Origin of the sequence: Streptomyces sp. NPDC101191 (assembly GCF_044767915.1) — a bacterium.
GTDB lineage: Bacteria > Actinomycetota > Actinomycetes > Streptomycetales > Streptomycetaceae > Streptomyces.
Genome location: NZ_JBIWOU010000006.1, coordinates 312,987 through 336,008, shown reverse-complemented (window position 1 = coordinate 336,008; position 23,022 = coordinate 312,987). Strand labels below are relative to the sequence as shown.

19 protein-coding genes are annotated in these 23,022 nt (G+C 73.6%); 9 read left to right on the top strand and 10 right to left on the bottom strand.

Annotation, left to right across the window (positions count from 1 at the left end):
- Positions 1-4: 4 nt before the first annotated feature.
- The 4 genes from ACIRQF_RS24565 to rsmH form a co-directional block, all read right to left on the bottom strand.
- Entirely contained in the window at positions 5-1,687 is a 1,683-nt protein-coding gene (locus tag ACIRQF_RS24565; RefSeq protein ID WP_389751012.1) for a UDP-N-acetylmuramoyl-L-alanyl-D-glutamate--2,6-diaminopimelate ligase, read from the bottom strand.
- Positions 1,688-1,738: 51 nt separating this feature from the next.
- A complete protein-coding gene (locus ACIRQF_RS24560; RefSeq protein WP_404095039.1) occupies positions 1,739-3,691 on the bottom strand; it encodes a peptidoglycan D,D-transpeptidase FtsI family protein in 1,953 nt (650 codons plus the stop codon).
- A 3-nt stretch (positions 3,692-3,694) separates the two neighbouring features.
- On the bottom strand, positions 3,695-4,225 hold the full coding sequence (locus ACIRQF_RS24555; protein WP_404095036.1) for a septum formation initiator family protein: 531 nt from the start codon (positions 4,223-4,225) through the stop codon (positions 3,695-3,697).
- 88 nt (positions 4,226-4,313) lie between these two features.
- Positions 4,314-5,273 carry a 16S rRNA (cytosine(1402)-N(4))-methyltransferase RsmH gene (gene rsmH, locus ACIRQF_RS24550; RefSeq protein ID WP_376629364.1) on the bottom strand — a complete coding sequence of 320 codons (960 nt, stop codon included), beginning with the start codon at positions 5,271-5,273 and terminating at the stop codon, positions 4,314-4,316.
- Positions 5,274-5,600: 327 nt separating this feature from the next.
- Here rsmH and ACIRQF_RS24545 point away from each other — a divergent pair, with 327 nt between their 5' ends.
- From ACIRQF_RS24545 to ACIRQF_RS24530, 4 genes are all read left to right on the top strand, one after another.
- Complete coding sequence (locus tag ACIRQF_RS24545) at positions 5,601-6,152, top strand: beta-class carbonic anhydrase (protein ID WP_376629363.1); 552 nt, start codon at positions 5,601-5,603, stop codon at positions 6,150-6,152.
- Between the two features lie 212 nt (positions 6,153-6,364).
- Positions 6,365-7,393 (top strand): AAA family ATPase, encoded by a 1,029-nt coding sequence (locus ACIRQF_RS24540; protein WP_376629361.1) that lies wholly within the window; start codon positions 6,365-6,367, stop codon positions 7,391-7,393.
- Positions 7,393-8,754, top strand: coding sequence for a DUF58 domain-containing protein (locus tag ACIRQF_RS24535; RefSeq protein ID WP_404095032.1), 1,362 nt, complete (start codon positions 7,393-7,395; stop codon positions 8,752-8,754). The genes ACIRQF_RS24540 and ACIRQF_RS24535 overlap by 1 nt, the downstream gene beginning before the upstream one ends.
- Positions 8,751-11,153 carry a DUF3488 and DUF4129 domain-containing transglutaminase family protein gene (locus ACIRQF_RS24530; protein ID WP_404095029.1) on the top strand — a complete coding sequence of 801 codons (2,403 nt, stop codon included), beginning with the start codon at positions 8,751-8,753 and terminating at the stop codon, positions 11,151-11,153. Before ACIRQF_RS24535 ends, ACIRQF_RS24530 begins: the two co-directional genes overlap by 4 nt.
- 459 nt (positions 11,154-11,612) lie before the next feature.
- On the opposite strand, the gene ACIRQF_RS24525 is transcribed toward ACIRQF_RS24530, so the two are convergent.
- The 3 genes from ACIRQF_RS24525 to ACIRQF_RS24515 form a co-directional block, all read right to left on the bottom strand.
- Positions 11,613-12,011, bottom strand: a complete 399-nt coding sequence (locus ACIRQF_RS24525; RefSeq protein ID WP_376629355.1) for a DUF3040 domain-containing protein — start codon at positions 12,009-12,011, stop codon at positions 11,613-11,615.
- Positions 12,012-12,331: 320 nt separating this feature from the next.
- Positions 12,332-13,120, bottom strand: a complete 789-nt coding sequence (locus ACIRQF_RS24520) for a methyltransferase (protein WP_376629353.1) — start codon at positions 13,118-13,120, stop codon at positions 12,332-12,334.
- Between the two features lie 71 nt (positions 13,121-13,191).
- Positions 13,192-13,722 (bottom strand): SAV_6107 family HEPN domain-containing protein, encoded by a 531-nt coding sequence (locus ACIRQF_RS24515; RefSeq protein WP_376629351.1) that lies wholly within the window; start codon positions 13,720-13,722, stop codon positions 13,192-13,194.
- Between the two features lie 167 nt (positions 13,723-13,889).
- Here ACIRQF_RS24515 and ACIRQF_RS24510 point away from each other — a divergent pair, with 167 nt between their 5' ends.
- The 5 genes from ACIRQF_RS24510 (at position 13,890) to ACIRQF_RS24490 (ending at position 19,997) form a co-directional block, all read left to right on the top strand.
- A complete protein-coding gene (locus ACIRQF_RS24510; protein WP_404095025.1) occupies positions 13,890-14,918 on the top strand; it encodes an ATP-binding cassette domain-containing protein in 1,029 nt (342 codons plus the stop codon).
- Entirely contained in the window at positions 14,890-16,977 is a 2,088-nt protein-coding gene (locus ACIRQF_RS24505) for a YhgE/Pip family protein (RefSeq protein ID WP_389751018.1), read from the top strand. The genes ACIRQF_RS24510 and ACIRQF_RS24505 overlap by 29 nt, the downstream gene beginning before the upstream one ends.
- A gap of 11 nt (positions 16,978-16,988) precedes the next feature.
- A complete protein-coding gene (locus ACIRQF_RS24500; protein ID WP_376629346.1) occupies positions 16,989-17,597 on the top strand; it encodes a TetR/AcrR family transcriptional regulator in 609 nt (202 codons plus the stop codon).
- Positions 17,598-17,905: 308 nt separating this feature from the next.
- Positions 17,906-18,544, top strand: coding sequence for a DUF4126 domain-containing protein (locus tag ACIRQF_RS24495; RefSeq protein WP_404095022.1), 639 nt, complete (start codon positions 17,906-17,908; stop codon positions 18,542-18,544).
- A gap of 22 nt (positions 18,545-18,566) precedes the next feature.
- Entirely contained in the window at positions 18,567-19,997 is a 1,431-nt protein-coding gene (locus ACIRQF_RS24490) for a phytoene desaturase family protein (protein ID WP_404095020.1), read from the top strand.
- Positions 19,998-20,039: 42 nt separating this feature from the next.
- On the opposite strand, the gene ACIRQF_RS24485 is transcribed toward ACIRQF_RS24490, so the two are convergent.
- From ACIRQF_RS24485 to thiE, 3 genes are all read right to left on the bottom strand, one after another.
- On the bottom strand, positions 20,040-20,831 hold the full coding sequence (locus tag ACIRQF_RS24485; RefSeq protein ID WP_404095018.1) for a hypothetical protein: 792 nt from the start codon (positions 20,829-20,831) through the stop codon (positions 20,040-20,042).
- A gap of 51 nt (positions 20,832-20,882) precedes the next feature.
- Positions 20,883-21,800, bottom strand: a complete 918-nt coding sequence (metF, locus tag ACIRQF_RS24480; RefSeq protein ID WP_382484308.1) for a methylenetetrahydrofolate reductase [NAD(P)H] — start codon at positions 21,798-21,800, stop codon at positions 20,883-20,885.
- A gap of 409 nt (positions 21,801-22,209) precedes the next feature.
- Positions 22,210-22,860: a thiamine phosphate synthase gene (gene thiE / locus ACIRQF_RS24475; RefSeq protein ID WP_404095015.1), complete on the bottom strand. Its 651-nt coding sequence runs from the start codon at positions 22,858-22,860 to the stop codon at positions 22,210-22,212.
- Positions 22,861-23,022: the final 162 nt, after the last annotated feature.

Here is a 23,022-nt window from a genome sequence, read left to right as displayed (position 1 = left end):
TGCTTCATCCCTGACTGTTCTGGTGACGGTGTGCGTCCTGCTGGCTCTGCTGACTGCGGATCGCCTCGCGCAGGACCTGGCGGTCGTCGAAGGGGCGGACCACGCCGGCGGTCTCCTGGCCCTGCTCGTGGCCCTTGCCGGCGACCAGGACGGTGTCGCCCGGCTCCGCGCGGGCCACGGCCGCGGCGATGGCGGCCGCCCGGTCGGCGTCGACCAGGACCTCGCCGCGCTGGTACGCCGGCACCTCGGAGGCGCCGGCCAGCATCGCGGTGAGGATCGCGAGCGGGTCCTCGGAGCGCGGGTTGTCCGACGTGAGGACGGCGGTGTCGGCGAGCCGGGCCGCGGCGGCGCCCATCGGGCCGCGTTTGGTGGTGTCGCGGTCGCCGCCGCAGCCGATGACGACGTGCAGCTTTCCGCGGGTCACCTCGCGCAGCGAGCGCAGGACCGATTCGACGGCGTCGGTCTTGTGCGCGTAGTCGACGACCGCGAGGTACGGCTGGCCGGCGTCGACGCGCTCCAGGCGGCCGGGGACGCCGGGGACGGCGGCGATGCCGTCGGCGGCGGTCTGCGGGTCGATGCCCGCGGCGGCGAGGGTGACGATCGCGGCGAGGGTGTTGGCGACGTTGAACGGGCCGGGCAGCGGGGCGGTGGCGGAGATCCGCGCGCCGTCGGGACCGACGACCGTGAAGGTGGAGTCGGCGGCTCCGCTGACGACGTCCTCGGCGCGCCAGTCCGCGTTCGGGTCGCCCGCCGCGGAGAAGGTGACGACCGGGACGGACGCCTCCTTCGCGAGCCGGCGGCCGTACTCGTCGTCGAGGTTCACCACGCCGCGCCGGCTGCGCCGGGGGGTGAACAGCCGCGCCTTGGCCTGGAAGTAGTCCTCCATGTCGGAGTGGAACTCCATGTGCTCCGGGCTCAGGTTGTTGAAGACGGCGACGTCGAAGACGCAGCCGTCGACCCGGCCGAGCACGAGGGCGTGGCTGGAGACCTCCATGGCGACGGCCTCGACGCCGCGTTCGCGCATCACCGCGAACAGGGCCTGGAGGTCGGTGGCTTCGGGGGTGGTCCGCTCGGACTTGATGCGCTCGTCGCCGATGCGCATCTCGACGGTGCCGACCAGGCCGGTGGCCTTCTCCGCGCCGCGCAGTCCGCCCTCGACGAGGTAGGCGGTGGTGGTCTTGCCCGAGGTGCCGGTGATGCCGATCTGGAGGAGGTCCTCGCCGGGCCGCCCGTAGATCTCGGCGGCGAGCTCGCCCATCCGTCCGCGCGGGTCCTCGACGACGAGGACCGGCAGACCGGTCGCGGCGGCGCGCTCGGCTCCGGCCGGGTCGGTCAGGACGGCAGCGGCGCCGAGGCCGGCGGCCTGGGCGACGAAGTCGGCGCCGTGCGCGCGGGCGCCGGGAAGCGCCGCGTACACGTCGCCGGGGCGGACCGCCCGCGAGTCGTGCGTGATGCCGGAGACCTCGGCGTCGGTTCCGGCGCCGGCGGTCCCGACACCCAGCCGTGCGGCGAGCTCGCCCAGGGGTGTCGGGCGGAGCCGCTCCGGTCGGGGCGGGGTGGTTCGGTACTGATCAGCGTGTGGCACGGCGGTGAGCGTACCGGGCTCACCCGCCGGGGGGCTAAATCGGGCCGCGTCGGCGTCGGAGTTCGATTTCCGGTTCCCGGAACGAGGGGTGATCGTTGTCACTGGAGCTCCCGGAGTGTCACGGGTGTCACGGTCGTACGGCTTTCAGGGGGATCACGGCTTGAAGGACACCGGGAGTCGGGCGGGGCCGCTGCCGGTCGGCGGGACGTGCAGGGTCTTGAGGGCGAACTCCATGACCTTCTTGTAGATGGGTCCGCAGATCTGGCCTCCGAAGTAGAGGCCCTTGGTGGGGTTCTGGATGGCGCAGTAGACGGTCACGCGGGGCTGGTCGGCGGGGGCGAAGCCGGCGAAGGACGCGGTGTAGCCCTTGTAGCGGCCGAGTTCGGGATCGACCCGGTTGGCGGTGCCGGTCTTGCCGGCGACGCGGTAGCCGGGGATGGCGGCCTTGTTTCCGGTGCCCTCCTCGTCGTCGACGACGGACTCCAGCATCTGTGCCAGGGTCCTGGCGGTCTTCTCGCTGACCACCCGGGACTCCTTGGGCGCGGGCGCCGCGGTGAAGCGCCCGTCCGGGCCCCTGGTGCCGCGCACCAGGGTCGGCTCGATCCGGACGCCGCCGTTGGCGATCGTCGAGTAGACCGAGGCGGCCTGCATGGCGTTGAGGGAGAGGCCCTGGCCGAAGGGGATCGTGTACTGCTGCGAGGTCGACCAGTCCTGCGGTCGGGCGAGGATGCCGGGGGTCTCGCCGGGGTAGCCGAGTCCGGTGAGGCTGCCGACGCCGAACCTGCGCAGGTAGTCGTGGAGCACCCGATTGGACTCGGCCTGGTTCTTGCCGAGCTGGCCGGTGGCGAGGATGGTGCCGATGTTGCTGGACTTGGCGAGGACGCCGTTGAGCGTCAGGTACCAGGTCCGGTGGTCGATGTCGTCCTTGAAGAGCCGGTCGCCGCGGTGCAGCCGGTTGGGGACGACGACCCGGGTGTCGGGGGTGGCCACGCCCTCCTCCAGGACGGCGGCCATGGACATGACCTTGGCGGTCGAGCCGGGCTCGTAGGCGTCCTGGAGGGCCGCGTTGCCCATGGCGGTGGCGTTGGCCTGGGAGAGGTCGTTGGGGTCGAAGCCGGGGGCATTGGCCATGGCGAGCACCTCGCCGGTCCTGGTGTCCTGGACGACGACGTAGCCGCGGTCGGCCTTGGACTTGCGGACCTGCTCGGTGATGGCCTGCTGGGCGGCCCACTGGATGTCCCGGTCGATGGTCAGCTCGATGTCGGAGCCGGGCACCGCCGGGGTGCCCTGGGAGCCGGCGGTCGGTACCCGCCGGCCGCCGGACTGGGCGAAGCGGATCTTCCCGTCCTTGCCCGCGAGTTCCGTGTCGAGCATCGACTCCACGCCGCCGGCGCCGCGGCCCTCGGCGTTGACGTAGCCCAGTATCCCGGCGGCGAGCTCCCGGTTGGGGTACACGCGCTTCTTGCTGGGCTCGCTGAGGACGCCGCCGAGCAGATTGACGCCGTTGGCGGGCTTGGCCTTCTGCTCGTAGACCTTCTTCAGGTCCTTGATCTGGTTCCAGACCTGGGGGGTCTGCTTGCGGGCGAGCAGGGTGTAGCGGGACTTGGGGGTGCGCAGCTTCCTGGCGAGCTCGGCGGGCTGCTTGCCGAGGATCGGGGCGAGCAGCGCGGCCGCCTGCTCCGGGGCGTCCCGGAGCTTGGACTCCTCCGGCGTGAAGAGCTTGGGGTCGGCGGTGACGTCGTACGCGTCGACGCTGGCGGCCAGGGCGACCCCGGAGCGGTCGGTGATCTCACCGCGGTCGGCGGAGAGCGTGTACTCCTGGTAGCGGTGCTTCTCGGCCTTGGCGGCGTAGGCGGCGGCGTCCACGGCCTGGACCTGGAGCAGCCGGACGACGAAGACGAGCATGACGAGGGTCAGCCCGAGGGAGACCAGGCGCAGCCGAGGCTTGGGCCTGCCGAGCCGGATCGTGCGGGCCCTGGCGGGCGGACGGGGGGCGGGGCGCCGGGCCTGGGCGGGCCGCGGGGCGGGCCGGCCGGCGGCGGGGCGGGGGCGTGCGGGCCGCGCGGGGCCGGGGACGCGGCGGGGCGGGGGCTCCTTGGAGGGCACGGGTCACCTGCCGGAGGTCGTCGGGGCGGTCGCGGTGGTCTTCGGCGTGTCGGGGGTGGCCGGCGGCTTCGACACGGGGGTCCCCGGCGTCTCCGGGGGCTTCACCGAGCCACCGGGGGCCGAGGGCGTGCGGTCGGCGCCCGGGGTGGGCCGCGGCGAGGGCGTCGGGGAGACCGCCTCGGAAGGGACGCCGCGGACCTTGCCGTCGGGGTCGAGGAAGGCGGGGCTGCCACCGGGCACCATGCCGAGCTCGCGGGCCCGGCGCTCCAGGGCGTCGGGCGCGGCGCTGTCGTCCACGTCCCGCTGCAGGGCCTGCTCCTCGTCGGTGAGCTCGGTGGTCTTCTTCTTCAGCTCGCTGAGCTTGAAGGAGCCCTGGTTGAGGGCGGAGTTGAGCAGCAGCAGGCTGATCAGGCCGCCGCCGAGCAGGAGCACGACGAGCAGGACGAAGGGGGTGCGGGCCGCGGTGCTGGGGCCGGACGGCATGAGCCGCCCGAGCCGCGCGGCCCGCCCTTTGAGAGGCCCCTGTTTCGTCATCGCCCGTCCTCGTCCGCTTCTCCGCCCGCGAGGCGCACCGGTGCGGGCATGTCGGTCGTCTGCGGCCCGGCGGCCTCGCGTGCGCGGCTCACGGGAGTACGTCCTCCCTGATCCGCTCCGCACCCCTCAGACGCGCCGGGGCCGCCCGGCGGTTCTCCGCGATCTCCTCCTCGGTGGGGAGTTCGGCGCCACGAGTGAGGAGCTTCAGGCGGGGCTGGTACTGCTCGGGTACGACCGGGAGCCCGGGCGGGGCGGTGTTGGCGGCACCGGCCGCGAACACCTGCTTCACCAGCCGGTCCTCCAGGGAGTGGTACGACAGGACGGCGATGCGGCCGCCGACGGCCAGGGCCTTCACGGCCGCCGGGATCGCGTCCTCCAGCACCGAGAGCTCGCCGTTGACCTCGATGCGCAGCGCCTGGAAGGTGCGCTTGGCCGGGTTGCCGCCGGTGCGCTTGGCGGCCTGGGGCAGGGAGTCGCGGATCAGCTCGACCAGGCGGGCGCTGTTGGTGAAGGGCTCCTTCTCGCGCTCGCGCACGATCGCGGAGACGATCCGCTTGGCCTGCTTCTCCTCGCCGTAGGCGCGCAGGATGCGGACGAGCTCGCCGGCCGGGTAGGTGTTGAGCACCTCGGCGGCGCTGATGCCGGTCGTCTGGTCCATGCGCATGTCGAGCGGGGCGTCCTGCGCGTAGGCGAAGCCGCGGTCGGCCTCGTCCAGCTGCATGGAGGAGACGCCCAGGTCGAAGAGGACGCCGTCGACGCGCGGGATGCCGAGCCGGTCCAGGACCTCGGGCAGCTCGTCGTAGACCGCGTGCACGAGGGTGGCGCGCTCCCCGTACGGGGCGAGCCGCTCGCCGGAGAGGCGCAGGGCCTCCTTGTCCCGGTCGAGGGCGACCAGTCGTACCTCGGGGAATCGGCTCAGGAGCGCCTCGCTGTGTCCGCCGAGGCCCAGGGTGCAGTCGACGACGACCGCGCCGGGCCGCTCCAGGGCGGGCGCCAGCATGTCCAGGCACCGCTGGAGCATCACCGGGACGTGTCGGTCGTTGCTCAATGCGCCCTCTCAGATCCGGCGGGGAAAGGCACCACCGGCGAGCGGGAGGGCCGAGCCGTGGGTACCGCCGCACTTAACGGGGAGAAACGGCGGAAATCGCGCGATGTCTCCGTGAACTTCGCGCCACTTTAGTCCACCGGACCGGCCGGTCAACCAACCGGCTGGCGCGTCGCGCGCCCCGCCGGGAGGGGCCGGACGATTCGTGCCGTTCACCCGGTCGGCCCCGTTCTCGACGGCCTGTGGGGTCGCTCACAACAAGGTTCGATGACGCTGTTTGTCCGCTCTCACAGCAGGCTCGGACAGCCCGTGACCATTACCGTCGGAGACATGTCGACCCCTGCGCACACCTCAGCCGCCGCCATACGCACCGAGAGCGCGGTCACCGACCGTCTCGTCCAGGCCAATCGCCGTTACGCCGACGACTTCGCCGACCCGGGAATGGACGCGCGGCCCGTGTTGCAGGTCGCCGTCGTCGCCTGCATGGACGCCCGTCTCGACCTGCACGCGGCGCTCGGCCTCGAACTCGGCGACTGCCACACGATCCGCAACGCCGGCGGTGTGGTCACGGACGACGTGATCCGGTCGCTCACGATCAGCCAGCGGGCGCTCGGCACCCGCAGCGTGATGCTGGTGCACCACACCGGCTGCGGCCTGGAGTCGCTCACCGAGGACTTCCGGCACGAGCTGGAGGACGAGGTCGGCCAGCGTCCGGCCTGGGCCGTGGAGGCCTTCCGCGACGTCGACCAGGACGTCCGCCAGTCGATGCAGCGGGTGCGCACCTCCCCGTTCCTGCTGCACACCGACGACGTGCGGGGCTTCGTCTTCGATGTGACGACGGGTCTGCTGCGCGAGATCGACCCGGCCGCCGCGGCCGGATAACCCGCCGTCCCTCCTGCTCCGGGCCGCCCGTTCGGATCGGATCGGTCCGGCACAAGGCCACAAACCCCGGCAATTCGCCCCGAGTTATCCACAGGCCTCCCGCAGGCAAGTGACACGACCCGGTCACGCCAACAAGAATGCACGGGTGACACCCCCCGGCCCATCCGCCGGGGGCAGGTGTCGGAGCTGCGGAAAGGGCCGAGGAGGGCCGGGTGACGACCTATGACGATCGAGCGAGCCTCACAGATCTGACCACCACAGCGGAGCGGGTCCGCAGGTCGGTGGAGGGTGTGATCGAGGGCAAGCCCGAGGTCGTACGGCTTGCGCTGACCGTGCTGCTCGCCGAGGGACATCTCCTCATCGAGGACGTCCCGGGCGTGGGCAAGACGATGTTGGCCAAGACGCTGGCGCGGTCCATCGACTGCTCGGTGCGCCGTATCCAGTTCACGCCCGACCTGCTGCCGTCGGACGTCACGGGTGTGTCGATCTTCGACCAGCAGCGGCGCGAGTTCGAGTTCAAGCCGGGCGCGATCTTCGCGCAGATCGTCATCGGCGACGAGATCAACCGGGCCTCGCCGAAGACCCAGTCCGCTCTCCTGGAGTCCATGGAGGAGCGTCAGGTCACGGTCGACGGCCAGACCTACGAGCTGCCCAGCCCCTTCATGGTGGTCGCCACCCAGAACCCGGTGGAGATGGAGGGCACCTATCCGCTGCCGGAGGCGCAGCGCGACCGCTTCATGGCCCGGGTCTCCATCGGCTACCCGAACGCCGAGGCCGAGCTCAAGATGCTCGACGTGCACGGCTCCGCCTCCCCGCTGGACGACCTCCAGCCGGTGGCCCACGCCCACGACGTCCTCAAGCTGATCGAGGCGGTCCGCGCGGTCCACGTCGCCGACGCCGTCAAGCGCTACGCGGTGGACCTCGTCGCCGCCACCCGCACCCACCCCGACCTGCGGCTCGGCGCCTCGCCGCGCGCCACGCTGCACCTGCTGCGGGCCGCGAAGGCCTCCGCCGCCCTGAGCGGCCGGGAGTACGTGCTGCCGGACGACGTCCAGGCGCTCGCCGCCCCGGTGCTCGCCCACCGGCTGCTGCCGACCGCGACGGCCCAGCTGAGCCGCCGCACGGCCGAGCAGGTCGTCCACGACATCCTGCAGCGCACCCCCGTGCCGGCCGCCGCTCCCCCGGTGCAGCAGCCCGGACCGCTCTACGGCCAGCAGCAGCCCGGCGCCCGGCGGCTGTGATGGGCACCGCCGACGCTCCGCCCGGGGCCGAGGGGGGTCCGGACGACGGCGACCGGGGCAGCCTGCGGACCGCCCTGGGCGGGCTCACCACCCGCGGCCGGTCCTTCCTCGCCGCCGGGGTCGCGGCCGCCGTCTGCGCCTACGTGCTCGGCCAGGCCGATCTGCTGCGCGTCGGGCTGCTGCTCGCCGTGCTGCCGCTGATCTGCGTCGTCGCGCTGCACCGCACCCGCTACCGGGTCGCGGGCAGCCGCCGGCTCGCCCCGCAGCGGGTCGCCACCGGCGCGGAGGCCCGGGTGCACCTGCGCGTGGACAACGTGTCGCGGATGCCCACCGGCCTGCTGATGCTCCAGGACCACGTGCCGTACATGCTCGGGGCGCGCCCGCGGTTCGTGCTCGACCGCGTCGAGGCGGGCGGGCGCCGCGAGGTGTCCTACCGGGTCCGCTCCGACCTGCGCGGACGCTTTCCGCTCGGCCCGCTCCAGCTGCGGCTCAACGACCCCTTCGGGATGTGCGAGCTGACCCGCTCCTTCCGCGCGTACGACACGCTGACCGTGATCCCGCGCACCGAACCGCTGCCCTACGTGAAGCTGGCGGGCGAGTCCGCCGGGTACGGGGACGGGCAGCAGCGGTCCCTGGCGCTGGCCGGGGACGACGACATCATTCCGCGCGCCTACCGGCACGGCGACGACCTGCGACGGGTCCACTGGCGCTCCACCGCGCGCTACGGCGAGCTGATGGTGCGCCGTGAGGAGCAGCCGCAGCGCGCCCGCTGCACGGTGCTCCTGGACACCCGGGACATCGCCTACGAGGGCGCCGGGCCCGACTCCGCCTTCGAGTGGGCGGTCTCCGGCGCGGCCTCCGTGCTCACGCACATGCTGGAGCGCGGCTACGCGGTGCGGCTGCTCACCGACACCGGCAGCAGCGTGCCCGGCGAGGGGGCCGAGGGCTTCGTCGGCTCCGGCCACGACTCGGCGGACGCCGCCGGTCTGATGATGGACACGCTCGCGGTCGTCGACCACTCCGACGGGGCCGGGCTCTCCCGCGCGTACGAAGCGGTGCGCGGAGGACACGAGGGGCTGCTCGTCGCCTTCCTCGGCGACCTCGACGAGGACCAGGCGGCGCTCACGGCCCGGATGCCGCGGCGCGGCGGCGCGGCCGTCGCCTTCGTGCTCGACTCCGGGACCTGGCTGACCGGCGGCGCCGTCGCCGGACCGGTCGAGGACCGGCTGCGGCAGCTGCGGGAGGCCGGGTGGCAGGCCTTCCCGGTGACCCCCGGCGTCCGGCTGGCCGATCTGTGGCAGCAGGCCGGCGGGGCGGCCGTCCAGGCCCCCGCGGCCGACACGTACGGAGGTTGGTCATGAGCGGGCGCGCGCGGCTGACGCTCGCGGCCTTCGGCGCGACGCTGGCGGCCTCGACGGCCCTGGTTCCGCTGGTGAAGCCGGCGACCTGGATCTTCACCGCGGCGCTCCTGCTGGGTCTGCAGAGCGCGGTGGGCACGGTGACCCGGCGGGTGCCGCTCGCCCGGCCGCTGACGATCGCCGCCCAGGCCCTCGTCACGCTGCTCGTGCTGACCCTGGTCTTCGCCCGCGAGCAGGCGATCCTGCTCGTGCTGCCGGGCCCGGACGTCTTCGCCGCCTTCGGGACCCTCTTCGAGGCCGGCGTGAACGACGTCGGCACGTACGCGATCCCGGCGCCGAACACGCCCGGCATCCGGCTGCTCCTGGTCACGGGCGTGGCCGTCATCGGGCTCCTCGTGGACACGCTCGCGGTGACCTTCCGCAGCGCGGCCCCGGCGGGTCTGCCGCTGCTCGCCCTCTACTCGGTGGCTGCGGGACTGTCCGGTGGGGGCGCGGGCTGGCTGTACTTCCTCTTCGCCGCCGCCGGCTATCTGCTGCTCCTCCTGGCGGAGGGCCGGGACCGGCTCTCCCAGTGGGGCCGGGTCTTCGGCGGCGCCCAGCGCCCGGGCCGACCCGGCTCCGCGCCGGTCGAGGGCGGCCCGGCGTTCGCGCCGGCCCGCACCGGGCGCCGGATCGGCGCGGTCGCCATGGGCATCGCGCTCGTGGTGCCGTTCGCGCTGCCCGGGCTCAGCGGCGGCTTCCTCGGCGGCGGGGGCAAGGGCGAGGGCAGCGGCGGCAAGGGCGGCACGATCTCGGCGGTCAATCCGCTGGTCTCGCTGCAGAACGACCTGCGCCAGCCCGAGGACCGCGAGGTCCTGCGCTACCGCACCAACGCCACCGACACGCGGAACCTGTATCTGCGGCTGGTCGCGCTCGACCAGTTCGACGGCACCGCGTGGAAGTCCTCGGTCCGCCCCATCGAGGAGCTTCCGGAGGAACTTCCCTGGCCGGACGGCCTCTCGCAGGACGTCCGCACCACGCAGATCACCACCAACCTCGTCGCCTCCACGGCGTACGAGCAGAAGTGGCTGCCCATGCCGTACCCGGCGGCGAAGGTGTCCATCGAGGGCAGCTGGCGCTACGAGCCGGCCGGCCGGATGCTCGTCGGCGACAGCGGGCAGAACACCGCGGGCGCCCGCTACACGGTGACCAGCCTGGACGTGCGGCCGAGCCCGGAGCAGCTGTCGGCGGCCCCCGCCGCGCCGGACGCACTGCGCCGGGAGTACACCCGGGTCCCGGCCTCCCTCCCGGCCGACGTGCGGTCGACGGCCCTGGAGGTCACCCGGGGCGCGCGCAACGACTACGAGCGGGCGGTGAAGCTCCAGGACTGGTTCGCCGAGGACGGCGGCTTCCGCTACGACGTGGAGGTCAAGTCCGGCACCGGGGTCCAGGCGATCTCCCGCTTCCTGAAGGACAAGGAGGGCTTCTGCGTCCACTTCTCCTTCTCGATGGCGGCGATGGCCCGCTCCCTGGGCATCCCGGCCCGGGTCGCGGTCGGCTTCATGCCGGGCACCCCGCAGTCCGACGGCTCCGTCTCGGTCGGCATCCGGGACGCGCACGCGTGGCCAGAGCTGTACTTCGAGGGCGCCGGCTGGACCCGTTTCGAGCCCACGCCCTCGCGCGGCACGGTCCCCGACTACGCCCGCGAGCAGTCCTCGGGCAGCGCGACGACCCCGTCGGCGCAGCCCTCCACCAGCGCCTCGGCCCAGCCGTCGGCGACGCCCAGCAGCTCGGAGAGCTGCCCGCCGCAGCTGAAGCGGCTGGGCGAGTGCGGGCCGGACCTGGCGGCGGGCGGCGCGGGCTCGGACGACGGCGGCCTGCCGCCGTACCAGATCGCCCTGATCTGCGTCGGCATCCTGCTGCTCCTCGGCCTCCCGCTGCTGCCACTGCTGTGGCGCACCCGGGTGCGGGCCAGGCGCCTGGGCCCGGCGGCGGACCCGGTCACGCGGGTCCTGGCGGTGTGGCAGGAGATCAACGACCTGGCCTGGGACCACGGTGTGGCCCCGGACGAGTCACGGACGCCCCGCAGGACGGCGGCGCGTCTGGTCCGCGAGGCCGAGCTGCCGCAGGACGCCGCGGACGCGGTGCACCGGGTGGCCCGGGCCGTCGAGGAGGCCCTCTACGCCCCGAACCCCCGTCCGGCAACGGGCCTGACGGAGCACGCGGCCGTCATCCGCCGCGGATTCCGCACGGTGTCGTCCCGCGGCACCCGGCTGCGCGCACTGCTCGCACCACGCTCGGCCGCGCGGGTGATCCGGGCGACGCGGGAACGCACGAGCGCCTTCGGGGACGCCTGGTCCGCGAGGACCGGCGCACTGTTCGAGGCGATCCGGCGCCGCCGCCCGGCCCGCGACGCGAGCTGACGCCCGGCCCTGGGTCCCGCCCCGGAGGGTGGGACCCGGGCGGGACGGGACCCCTGCCAAGGGGCGGCCCGGGCCGGCAGGACGGGATCCACTCCGAGGGGCGGCCCGGGCCGGGCGGGACGGGACCCGCTCCGAGGGGCGAGACCCCGGCAGAACGGACCGATCTCGCAGGGAAGGGGACGCGGGCGGGAAGGACCCGCTCCCCGACGGACGGGCGCCGGATCGGACCTGTGACCCGCTCCGAGGGGCAGGGCTCCGCCAGAACGGACCGGTCCCGGGGAAAGGGGACGCGGGCGGGACAGGACCCGCTCCCCGAGGGACGCGGGCGCCGGATCGGACCCGGGACCGGGGATCCGGGCAGGACCCGTCCCGGGGACGTCTTCGTACGGAAAGCGACTCGTGGGCCCGCGCCACAAGGCGCGGGCCCACGAATGTCAGGTCATCGTCCGAGCGGGGCCGTCAGTGGGGGCCGCCCTGCTGTTCGTCGCGGCGGCGCTGCCACCGCTCCTCGATGCGGTTCATCATCGAGCGTCGCTGTCGGGTCTGACGGCCGCCTCCGGCCGCCCCCCGCACGTGCTCGCCCGGCTTGGGCGCCTTGCGCCAGCCGGTGACCGCCAGGACCGCGCAGCCCAGCATGACGAGGAACCCCACCACGCTGATCCAGATCTGCTGAGCGACCATTCCGGCCATGAGGAGCGCGATACCCACCAGGAAGCCGGCGACTGCCTGGTAGACCCGTCGCCGGGTGTACGTACGCAGTCCGCTTCCCTCGAGCGCTGTCGCGAACTTGGGATCTTCGGCGTACAGCGCTCGCTCCATCTGCTCGAGCATTCGCTGCTCGTGCTCCGAGAGCGGCACGGAGTCCTCCTAGTCGTCGGTCGCGGGGGCGACCGGTTTGCGGCCCTTTCAGGATAGGCAGGGAATCGCCCCCGTGAAACCCGCCCTCAATGCCAAATCGCCAATCCGGGCCGCCATGCGGTTCGGATGCTGAGGCGTTGATTCCCCAGCCCCCTGCCCGTCATGCCGGATCGTGTCTCCCGATCATACGGGGACAAGTCCCCGTCCGGGCGGTCTGTGGCGTACTCCATCTGCGGCTGCGCCGCTGCTCAGCGCGCAGGACCGTGCCCCGGGGCGAGAGGCCCCGGGGCACCGCCGTGCGAACGGCCGGACCGGGGGCCTCAGGCCCGCTTCTCGCCCAGGACGTGCAGCTGGGTCGCGATCGCGTGGAAGGACGCCAGCTCGGCCGCCGCGGCCTCCAGGCGCAGCAGGGCCTCGGCGGCTCCGGGCTCGGTGTCGACGAGGACGCCGGGCACCAGGTCGGCGAAGACCCGGACGCCGTGGACGGCGCCGACGTCGAGTCCGGCGGCCGCGGCGAGCTCGGTGAGCTGCTCGGCGGTGAAGCGGCGCGGCACGGGGTCGCCCTCGCCCCAGCGGCCGGCCGGGTCGCCCAGCGCGTGCCGCGCCTCGGTGAAGTGTCCGGCCAGGGCGCGGGCCAGTACGGCACCGCCGAGCCCGGCGGCGAGCACGCTGAGGCTGCCGCCGGCGCGCAGCGCGGCGGCCGCGTTGCGCACGCCCTCGGCCGGGTCGTCCACGTACTCCAGGACGCCGTGGCACAGCACGGCGTCGAAGCCCTCGCGGTCGACGACGTCGAACAGGCCGTGGATGTCGCCCTGGACGCCCTGGACCAGGTCGGCGACGCCGGCCTCGGCGGCGCGCCGCTCCAGGGCGAAGAGCGCGTTGGGGCTGGGGTCGACGACGGTGACCCGGTGGCCGAGCCGGGCCACCGGCACCGCGAAGTTCCCGGCGCCGCCGCCCGTGTCGAGGACGTCGAGGCTCTTCTTCCCCGTGGCCTCGACCCGGCGGTCGAGGGCGTCTTGGAGGACGTCCCAGACGACGGCGGTGCGCAGGGAGGCGCGCGACGGGCGCGAGGTCGCCTCTCGACCGGAGACGGGAGAAGGGTCCGACACGGCTGCTGACTCCTCGGTGACGGGTACGAACGTCCGGCCCCCACCCTATGGCCTCGTGCGGAATCCCCTGGTCATCCCGTGGCCTCCCCCACGCCCGGCTGGCGTGGCAGCACCGGCTGGAGGACGAGCAGCCGCTCGACCAGGCGCAGGAACACCGCGGCGGCGCGCTGGAGGTCGTCGGCGTCCCGGCGGCTGGCGGCGCCGGTGATGCCGGCCTCGGCGCGGGCCCGGCGCTCGGCTCCGGAGGCGAACAGGGCGCTCCATTCGGCGAGCTCGGGCGCTATCTCTGGCAGCACCTCCCAGGTGCTGCGGATGCGGGCCCGCTTGCGCGGGTCCCGCTCGGGCCGGCCACGCGCGGCGAGCACGGCGGCCGCGGTGCGGAGGGCGGCGAGGTGGGCGGTGGCGTAGGCCTCGTTGGGCACGTCGTGCGCGGCGGCCTCGTCGAGTCCGGCCCTGGCCTTGGCGAGCAGGTCGAGGGCGGCGGGCGGTGCCGAGGTGCGGCGCAGGACCGGGTGGACGTCGGACGCGGGTCCGAGCTGGGCGGGGGCGGGGCGCGCGCCGGTGCGGCGCCGGGGCGTGGCTGCGGCGGAGTGGCCGGCCATGACGAGCCTCCTGTCGTCGAGTGACGGCGCTGTGGCCGTATGTGTTCATCGTGCACGCCCCCACTGACAATCCAGCTGACCTGGGGTTTTGCGCGAAAGGCAACTGAGGGGTAACTTTTTGAACTGACCGGTCAGTTCAAAAAGTTCGAGAGTTCCCAGGGGGGATCGTGGAAACGAACCCGGACGAGCCGCACGGCGCCGCCGTCGTCGCGGACGGATTCGGCCTGAAGGGCCCGCGTGGCTGGGCGTTCCGCGGCATCGGATTCGAGGCCGAGCCCGGCAGCCTCGTCGCGATCGAGGGCCCCTCCGGCACCGGCCGGACCTGCCTGCTGCTCGCGCTCACCGGCCGCATGAAGACCCAGGAGGGTCACGCCGAGGTGGCCGGGCTCCCGCTGCCCCGCAGGATGGCGGCCGTCCGCCGGATCAGCGCGCTCGGCCCGGTGCCGGGCGTCAGCGACCTCGACCCGGCGTTCACCGTCGCCGAGCACCTGCGCGAGCGGGCCCTGCTGCAGCGCCGTTTCGACGGTTCGCTCAAGGCCCTGCTGCGCCGCCCGGCCGAGCGCTCGGCCGACGCACGGGCCCGGATCGACGAGGCCCTGGCGGCTGCCGGGCTCGACCTGGCCACGCTGCCGAAGGGCGACCGGACCTCCGTACGGGACCTGGAGCGCCTGGAGGCGCTGCGCCTGTCGATCGCGCTGGCCCTCATCGGCCGGCCCCGGCTTCTCGCCCTGGACGACACCGACCTCAAGCTGTCGGACGCCGACCGCGCCGAGGCCTGGGCCCTGCTGCGCTCCGTCGCCGCCTCCGGCATCACCGTCCTCGCCGTCTGCAGCGAGGCCCCGGAGGACGCCCTGCGCGTCTCCACCGCCACCCGCACACCCGTGGCCCGCACGGCCGCCACGTCCGCGGCCCGGGCCGCGGACGGCGCACCGGCGGAGAAGAGCCCCGCCCGGAAGGGTCCCGCCGAGGCGGCCGAGGCCCCCGAAGCCACCGCGGCCACCGCGGCCACCGCGGCCACCGGGGCCGAGGCCACGGAGCCCGAGGCCACCGAGCCCGAGCCCGCCGCCGGAGACGACACCGCCACGACGGCGACCACCGAGAAGACCGCGCACACCGCGCACACCGACAAGACCGAGAAGACCGCGCACACCGAGAAGGGGGAGGCCGATGCGCTCGCCGAAGCTGGCCGCGCTTGAGCTGAAGCGGTTCGGCAGGGGGAAGCTCCCGGCGGCCGCCATGGTCGCGATCCTGCTGCTGCCGCTGCTGTACGGCGCGCTGTACCTGTGCTCCTTCTGGGACCCGTACGGCAGGCTCGACAAGATCCCCGTCGCCCTCGTCAACGAGGACAGGGGCGCCACCACCGGTGGCCAGAAGATCACCGCGGGTGCCGACATCACCGAGAAGCTGCGCGAGAGCGCCGTCTTCGAGTGGCACGAGGTGAGCGACGAGGAGGCGCGCAAGGGCGTCGAGGAGGGGACGTACTACCTGTCCCTGACCATGCCGTCCGACTTCAGCGAGCGGATCGCCTCCAGCTCCGGCGCCTCCCCCGAGACCGGCGCCCTGAAGGTGCGCACGAACGACGCCAACAACTACATCGTCGGGCAGATCTCCCGCTCGGTCTTCTCCGAGGTGCGCACCGCCGCCTCGACGAAGTCCTCGCGCACCTTCCTCGACAAGATCTTCATCTCCTTCTCCGACCTGCACGACGCCACCGCCGAGGCGGCGAAGGGCGCCGGTGACCTCAAGGACGGCGTCGACAGGGCGAAGGCGGGCTCCAAGAGCCTGGCCGACGGCCTGAAGGACGCCAAGAAGGGCAGCGGCAAGCTGTCCTCCGGCATCAAGAAGCTCGACACGGGCTCCAAGGACCTGGAGGTCGGTTCCCGCAAGGTCGCCAACGGCACCCAGCAGCTGGCCGACAAGGTGAACGGCACCGCGGACAAGGTCCGTCCGTACCTGGCGAACAACGGCAAGTCGATCCGCGACTCCGCCCGGCTCGTCTCGGACTCGGTCACCGCCGTCCGGCACAACCTGGACGACCTGGTGCGCCGCGCCCCGATCGCCCGCAGCGCGGCACACGTGGCCGACGAGGAGCTGTCCGCGTACTACCGCAAGCAGTGCGTGACCAACCTGCTCCCCGACACCAAGGGCTGCGAGATCCTCAAGAAGGCCTCGGTCTCGGCCCACGACGTGGCGAAGATCGCCGACGACCTGAACGAGCTGACCAAGGACAGCAAGGGCGACCTGAAGACCCTGGACGCCCGGCTCGCCAAGCTCAAGAAGGACGCCGACGAGCTGGCCCGGCGCTCCCCGCACCTCGACGAGGACATCGAGGGCGCGATCAAGAAGATCAACGAGCTCAACAAGGGCGCCCACCAGGTCGCCGACGGCGCGGACCGGCTGCACACGGGTCTCACCAGCGCCCGCACCGGCGCCGGCAGCCTCGACACCGGCGTCGGCAAGCTGAAGAAGGGCGCGGGCGAGCTCGACGGCGGCATGTTCAAGCTCGCCGACGGCTCGGGTGAGCTGGCCACCGGTCTCCACGACGGCGTCAAGAAGATCCCCGACTACGACAAGCAGGACCGCGACCGCCGCACCGAGGTGATGGCCGACCCGGTCAAGCTCGCCGCCCAGTCGATGCACAAGGCGCCCAACTACGGCACCGGCTTCGCGCCGTACTTCATCCCGCTCTCCCTCTGGGTCGGCGCGATGGTCGCGTACATGATCATCCAGCCGCTCAACCGGCGCGCCCTCGCCGCCGGCGCCTCCGCCTGGCGGATCGCGCTCGCGGGCTGGCTGCCGGTCGCCGCGATCGGGGTCCTCCAGGTCGGCGCGCTGATGTCCGTGCTCCACTGGGGCCTCGGCCTCCAGATGACCCGGGCCGCCGGCACGATCGGCTTCCTCGCCCTGGTGACCTGCTGCTTCGCCGCCATCATCCAGTGGCTCAACGCCAAGTTCGGCGCGGCCGGCCGCATCCTGGTGCTCGCGGTCCTGATGCTCCAGCTGACCTCGGCGGGCGGCACGTACCCCGTGGAGACCAGCCCGGGCTTCTTCAACGCCATCCACCCGTACCTGCCGATGACGTACGTCGTCGAGGCGCTGCGCCGGCTCATCACCGGCGGCGGCACCGGACCGGTCTGGCAGGCCGTCGGCGTCCTGACCGCCTTCACCGTGGGCGCGCTGGTCCTGACCGCCCTCTCCGCCCGCAAGAAGCAGGTGTGGACGCTGGACCGGCTCCACCCCGAACTGTCTCTGTGAGAATCGAGCCCATGGACAGCAGCAGCACCAGACGGCAGGCCACCCGCGCCAAGCTCTACGAAGCGGCCGTCACCCTCATCGCGGAGCAGGGCTTCTCGGCGACGACGGTCGACGAGATCGCGGAGCGGGCGGGGGTGGCCAAGGGCACGGTCTACTACAACTTCAAGAGCAAGACCGAGCTCTTCGAGGAGCTGCTGCGGCACGGTGTCTCGCTGCTCGCCGCCTCCCTGAGGGCGGCGGCCGAGGAGACCGCCGAGCGCGGCGGGACCCGGATCGAGGCGCTGGACGCGATGATCAAGGCGGGCCTGGTCTTCATCCAGCGCTACCCGGCCTTCACCCAGCTGTACGTGGCCGAGCTCTGGCGCACCGGACGGGCCTGGAACTCCACGCTCCTGGTGGTGCGTCAGGAGGCGGTCGCGGTGGTCGAGAACGTGCTGCGCGACGGCGTGGCGGCCGGTGAGTTCACCGACGAGATCGACGTGCCGCTGACGGCGTCCGCCCTCGTCGGCATGGTGCTGGTGGCCGCGCTCGACTGGCAGGCCTTCCAGAGCGAGCGCTCCCTGGAGGACGTGCACGCGGCGCTCTCCCGGCTGCTGCACGGACGCGTGAGCGGCTGCTGAGGCGGGACGTACGGGATCGGGCGGTACGCACGACGAAACGCGCCGGTCCGGCAAGGCTCGATCCCCCCGAGCCTCGCCGGACCGGCGCTTGTTTCCGTGCCCCGCACCTTTCGGTGCGCCCCCGGGGCACCCCCGTTCCCCCGTACCGGCAGGTGCGCGACCCCGTTCCGCCGCCCCGTGCCGGCGGTCCCGGAGCCGCGCCCCTTCCGTGCCTCCACTCTCTCTTCCGCGCAGGTCACAGCCCATCCGCGTACCTACTCATCTCGTCCTCTAGGTACGAGTACTCAGAGCTGGCTACGATCGCGGACGTGTCCGTACTCCCCTTGGTCTTCACGAGCGGCTGGGCGAGCGGGATCAACGCGTACGCGGTGGTCCTGCTCCTCGGCGTCTTCGGCGCGACGGGTCTCTCCGACGACGTGCCCGAGGTGCTGCAACGCCCCGACGTCCTGATCGCCGCCGCGGTGCTGTTCCTCTGCGAGGCGGTGGCGGACAAGATCCCGTACGTCGACTCCGTCTGGGACTCGGTCCACACGGTGATCCGGCCGATCGCCGGGGCGGTGGTGGCCGCACTGCTCGCCGGGCAGTCCGGTTCGCTGCCCGAGCTGGCGGCGGGCGCCGTCGGCGGCACCACGGCCCTCATGAGTCACTTCGTCAAGGCCGGGACGCGGATGGCGGTGAACACCTCGCCCGAGCCGTTCTCCAACATCGCCGTGTCCACGGCGGAGGACCTCGGCGTCGCCGCGATCATCATCTTCGCCCTGTTCCATCCGGTCGCCGCCGCCGTGATCGCGGGGACGCTGCTCGCCCTCGGCCTGGCGGCCGTGGTCTTCCTCGCCCAGCGCATCCGGCGCTTCTGGCGCCGCCGGGCCCAGCGCCGCGCGGAGCGGCGGCCGACCGGCCCCGGGGTGCGGCATCCGGTGCCGACGGACGGTTCGGAGCATTTCTGAGCGGCCGGATAGGGTCGCTCACATGGCACGGATTGTGGTGATCGGCGCGGGGCTCGGCGCCATGGCGGCAGCCGCCCGGCTGGCCGTGGCGGGGCACCGGGTGACGGTGTACGAGCGGAGCGGGACGTACGGAGGTGCGGTCCGCCGCTTCGAGCGGGACGGCTTCGGCTTCGACACCGGCCCCGGACTGCTGCACCTGCCCGCCGTGTACCGCGATCTGTTCGTGAAGACCGGCAGGCAGCCGCTCGAGGAGTGCGTGACGCTCACCCAGGTCGACCCGGCGAGCCGTCATGTCTTCGCCGACGGCACCCGCGTCGACCTGCCGAACGCCTCGCGCGCGGGCACGGGCGCCGCCCTGGACGCGGCGCTCGGCGCGGGCGCCGGCGAGCGCTGGGGCGACTTCATGGTGCGGGCCCGTGAGGCCTGGGACCGTACGCGCCGGCCGCTGCTGGAGGAGCCGCAGCCCGCGGACCCGGCCCCGCTCGGCCGTGAGCCCTACCCGGCCCTCAAGGCGGGCCTGTTGCGCCGCCCGACGACCCGGCTCGCCCAGGTCGGCGCCCGCGAGCTGCGCGATCCGCGGCTGGTCGCGCTGCTCGACTCGTACGCGTGGGCTTACGGCTTCGACCCGGCCGCCGCCCCCGCCGCCGCGGCCGTCCTGCCCTATCTGGAGCAGACCTTCGGCAGCTGGTACGTGGCCGGCGGGATCCGCGCGCTCGCGGACGCGGTGTACGGGCGCTGCCTGGAGCGGCGGGTGGAGTTCGTCTTCGACGCGTCGGTCGAGCGCGTCCTGGAGGAGGACGGCCGGGCGTGCGGGATCCAGCTGACCGGCGGGGAGCGCGTCGCGGCCGACCACGTCGTGTCGGGCGCACCGGTGCCCACGCACCACGCCGCGCACCGGCTGATCGCGCCCGAAGGCACGGCGGTCCGTCCGGCCGGCGCGCACGGGACCGGCCGGGTGACGGTCTGTCTGGCGCTGCGCGGGGCCCGGGAGTCGGACGCCGTGCACCGGACGGTCGTGCACGCCTCCGGCGACCTGCCGACGGTGACCGTGCTGCGCCCGGACGACCCGGCCCTCCGCCCGGACGGCGCCCACGAGTCGGCGACCGTCACCGCGACCGTCCCGACCGGGGCCGGCCAGGACTGGAACGCGCTCGCCGGGCCGATGCTGCGGCAGGCGGAGGCGGCCGTGCCGGAGCTCCGGGGGCGGCTGCTCTGGCAGGAGGTCCGGACCCCGGAGCACACGCTCCACGAGACCGGCGTCGCCGAGGTACCCGGGCCCGCCCTGGCGGGAGCGGGGAGCAACCTCCCGGAGGGCAACGTCTCGTTGCTGCCCGGCCTGTACTTCGCCGGCGGCTGGGCCCATCCCGGCGGCGGGCTCGCGCACGCCGGGATGTCGGGGGCGCTGGTCGCCGGGCTGATCGTGGAGGGCGCGGACTTCCGCGGCTCGCAGTAGGCGGGGCCGGGGCCCGTCCGGACCCCGGCCACCGCGCCGGGCTCAGTAGCGGTACTGCTGGTCCTCGCCGTACCCGTACTGCTGGTGCTGGTGCTGGTGCTGCTCGTCGGTGTCCCGCTGCTGCGGCACCCAAACGCCGCCGGGCGGGGTGTCGTAGGCGTACGAGGACGCGTACGGGTCGGCGTACGGCTGCTGCTGGTAGACGCCGTACTGCTGGCCGGCGTCGGTGTACTGCTGGCCCGGGTCGGCGTACTGCTGCCCGATGTACGGGTCCGAGTAGGCCGCGTACTGCTGCTGCGCGTCGGCGCCGTAGTCGTACGCGGGCTGCTGCTCGTAGCCGGTCGCGTAGGGGTCGGCGTACTGCTGCTGCTCGTACGAGGTGCCGTAGACGGCGTACTGGCCGGTGTCCTCGGGCAGCGGCTGGGGCTCGTACACCGCCGTGGCGTCGGCGGCGGCCATCGGGTCGACGTCCTCCTCGGCGTGCTCCACCGGCTCGTACGAGAGGTCGCTGACCTCCAGGGTGGGGCCGGCGGCCCTGGCCTCGGCGTTGCCGGACCTGCGGCGCCGGCTGGCGCCCGGGCTGCCGCCCAGGGCCCAGCCGGTGGAGAAGCCGCGCCGGAAGGAGAGGGTCACATAGGTCTGGCCGACCGCGAAGGCCACGGCGCCGACCACGATGACGAGGACCGACGGCAGCAGCACGCCGACGACCACGCCGAGGAAGCCGCTGAAGGCGAGGAGCCGCCAGCGGAGTCGCGCCTTGTACTGCAGCAGCACCTCACCCAGCAGCCACAGCGCCACGACGCCGAACGCGATGTAGAGGACCGTCCACCCCATGCCCGCCCCTCTCCTGCGGCCACCGCCGCGGGTCGGGGCGGGTGTGACCGGTTACGACTGCTGGTGCAGTCCGAGATTCTCGTAGATCTCGAGCGTCGCCTTGGAGTTGTTCAGCGTGATGAAGTGCAGTCCGGGGACACCCTCGGAGAGCAGCCGCGCGCAGAACTCCGTCGCGAAGTCGATACCGATGGAGCGTACAGCGGCCGGATCGTCCTTGACGGCGAGGATGCGCTCTTTCACATTCTCCGGGAAGGCCGCGTTGCTCAGCTGGGGCAGTCGCTCCAGGGTCCGCGCGCTCACCACCGGCATGACCTCGGGGATGATCGGGGTCTCGCAGCCGGCCGCCTGGACGCTGTCGCGCAGACGCAGATACGCCTCCGGGTCGAAGAACATCTGGGTGATCGCGTAGTCGGCGCCGGCCCGGCACTTGTCCACGAAGTGGCGGACGTCCGCGTCCCAGTCCGTGGACCGCGGGTGCATCTCCGGGAAGGCCGCCACGCCCACGCAGAAGTCGCCCGACTCCTTGATCAGCCGGACGAGGTCGGCGGCGTAGCGCACTCCCTCGGGGTGGGCGACCCACTCGCCGAGCGGGTCGCCCGGCGGGTCGCCGCGGACGGCGAGCATGTTCCTGATGCCGGCGTCCGCGTACTGGCCCAGGATGTTGCGGAGCTCGGCGATCGAGTGGTCGACGGCGGTGAGGTGCGCGACCGGCGTGAGGGTGGTGTCCGAGGCGATCTTCTGGGTGGCCTTGACGGTGCCGCCCCGGGTGGAGCCGCCTGCGCCGTAGGTCACCGAGACGAAGCTGGGCGCGACCGCCTCGATGCGGCGCATGGCGTTCCAGAGGCTCTGCTCGCTCTTCTCGGTCCGGGGGGCGAAGAACTCGAAGGAGTACGAGGTCCGGCCGGCAGCGAGGATGTCGCGGACCGTGCGAGCACGGTCCGAGCGGACGGAAGCGGTACCAAGGGCCATACGGGCAGGTTAGACGGGGTCCAAGGGCAGGGTGAAGCCGTGTCCGCGAAATGGACACCTTTCCGGACACCGGGACGGCCGGCCCCGGACGATCTTCCGCCCTGGCCAGGACGATCTTCCGACCGGCACGGGACGATCTTCCGATCCGGCCGGGTCGACCATCCGTGTCGGCCGGGGACGGTCGTCCGTGCCGGGCGGGTCGACCATCCGTACCGGCCGGGGGGCGTCCGTGCCGGGCGGGTCGACCATCCGTGCCGGCCGGGGACGGTCGTCCGTGTCGGCCGGGGACGGTCGTCCGTGTCGGCCGGATCGACCATTCGTGCCGGCCCGAGCCGGTCATCCGACCGGACCGGGCGCGAGGGCCTCCGACCGGGCGGGAGGATCCGCGCGCGTGGGTCGGCGGCGCTTCTCAGGCGAGGCGCTCGCGCACCCGCTTGGCGAGGGAGGCCGTGGCGGCGGCCGGATCGTCGGCCTCGGTGATGGCGCGGACCACGACGATCCGGCGCGCGCCGGCGTCCAGGACCTCGTCCAGATTGGTCTCGTCGATGCCGCCGATGGCGAACCAGGGACGGTCCTGGGCCAGGCCCGCCGCGTACCGGACGAGGTCGAGGCCCGGCGCGTACCGCCCCGGCTTGGTGGGGGTGGGCCAGCAGGGGCCGGTGCAGAAGTAGTCCACGCCCGGCTCGGCGGCGGCCGCGGCCGCCTCCTCCTCGGCGTGGCAGGAACGGCCGATCAGCACCTCGTCGCCGAGGATCGCGCGGGCCGCGGGCACGGGCAGGTCGCCCTGGCCGAGGTGGAGCACGTCGGAGCCGATCGCGTGGGCGACGTCGGCCCGGTCGTTCACCGCGAGGAGCCTGCCGTGCCGGCGGGCGGCCTCGGCGAAGACGGCGAGGTGCTCCAGCTCCTCGCCGGCCTCCATGCCCTTGTCGCGGAGCTGCACGACGTCCACGCCGGAGGAGAGCACGGCGTCGAGGAAGGCCGGCAGGTCGCCCTGGCGCTTCCGGGCGTCGGTGCACAGGTAGAGGCGGGCGTCGGCGAGCCGCTCACGAGGCGTGGACATGGGTGGGTTCCCCCCGTTCGTGCGCCGGTGTCGCGGGGGCCCGCCCCCGGCCGGGGGGGGCCCCCCCCCCCCCCGCGGGGGGGGGGGGGGGGGGCGGGGCGCCCATGTGGGGGCCCCCGGCGCCGCCCGTACCCCACCGAGCGCCGGGCGAAGTTATGACCA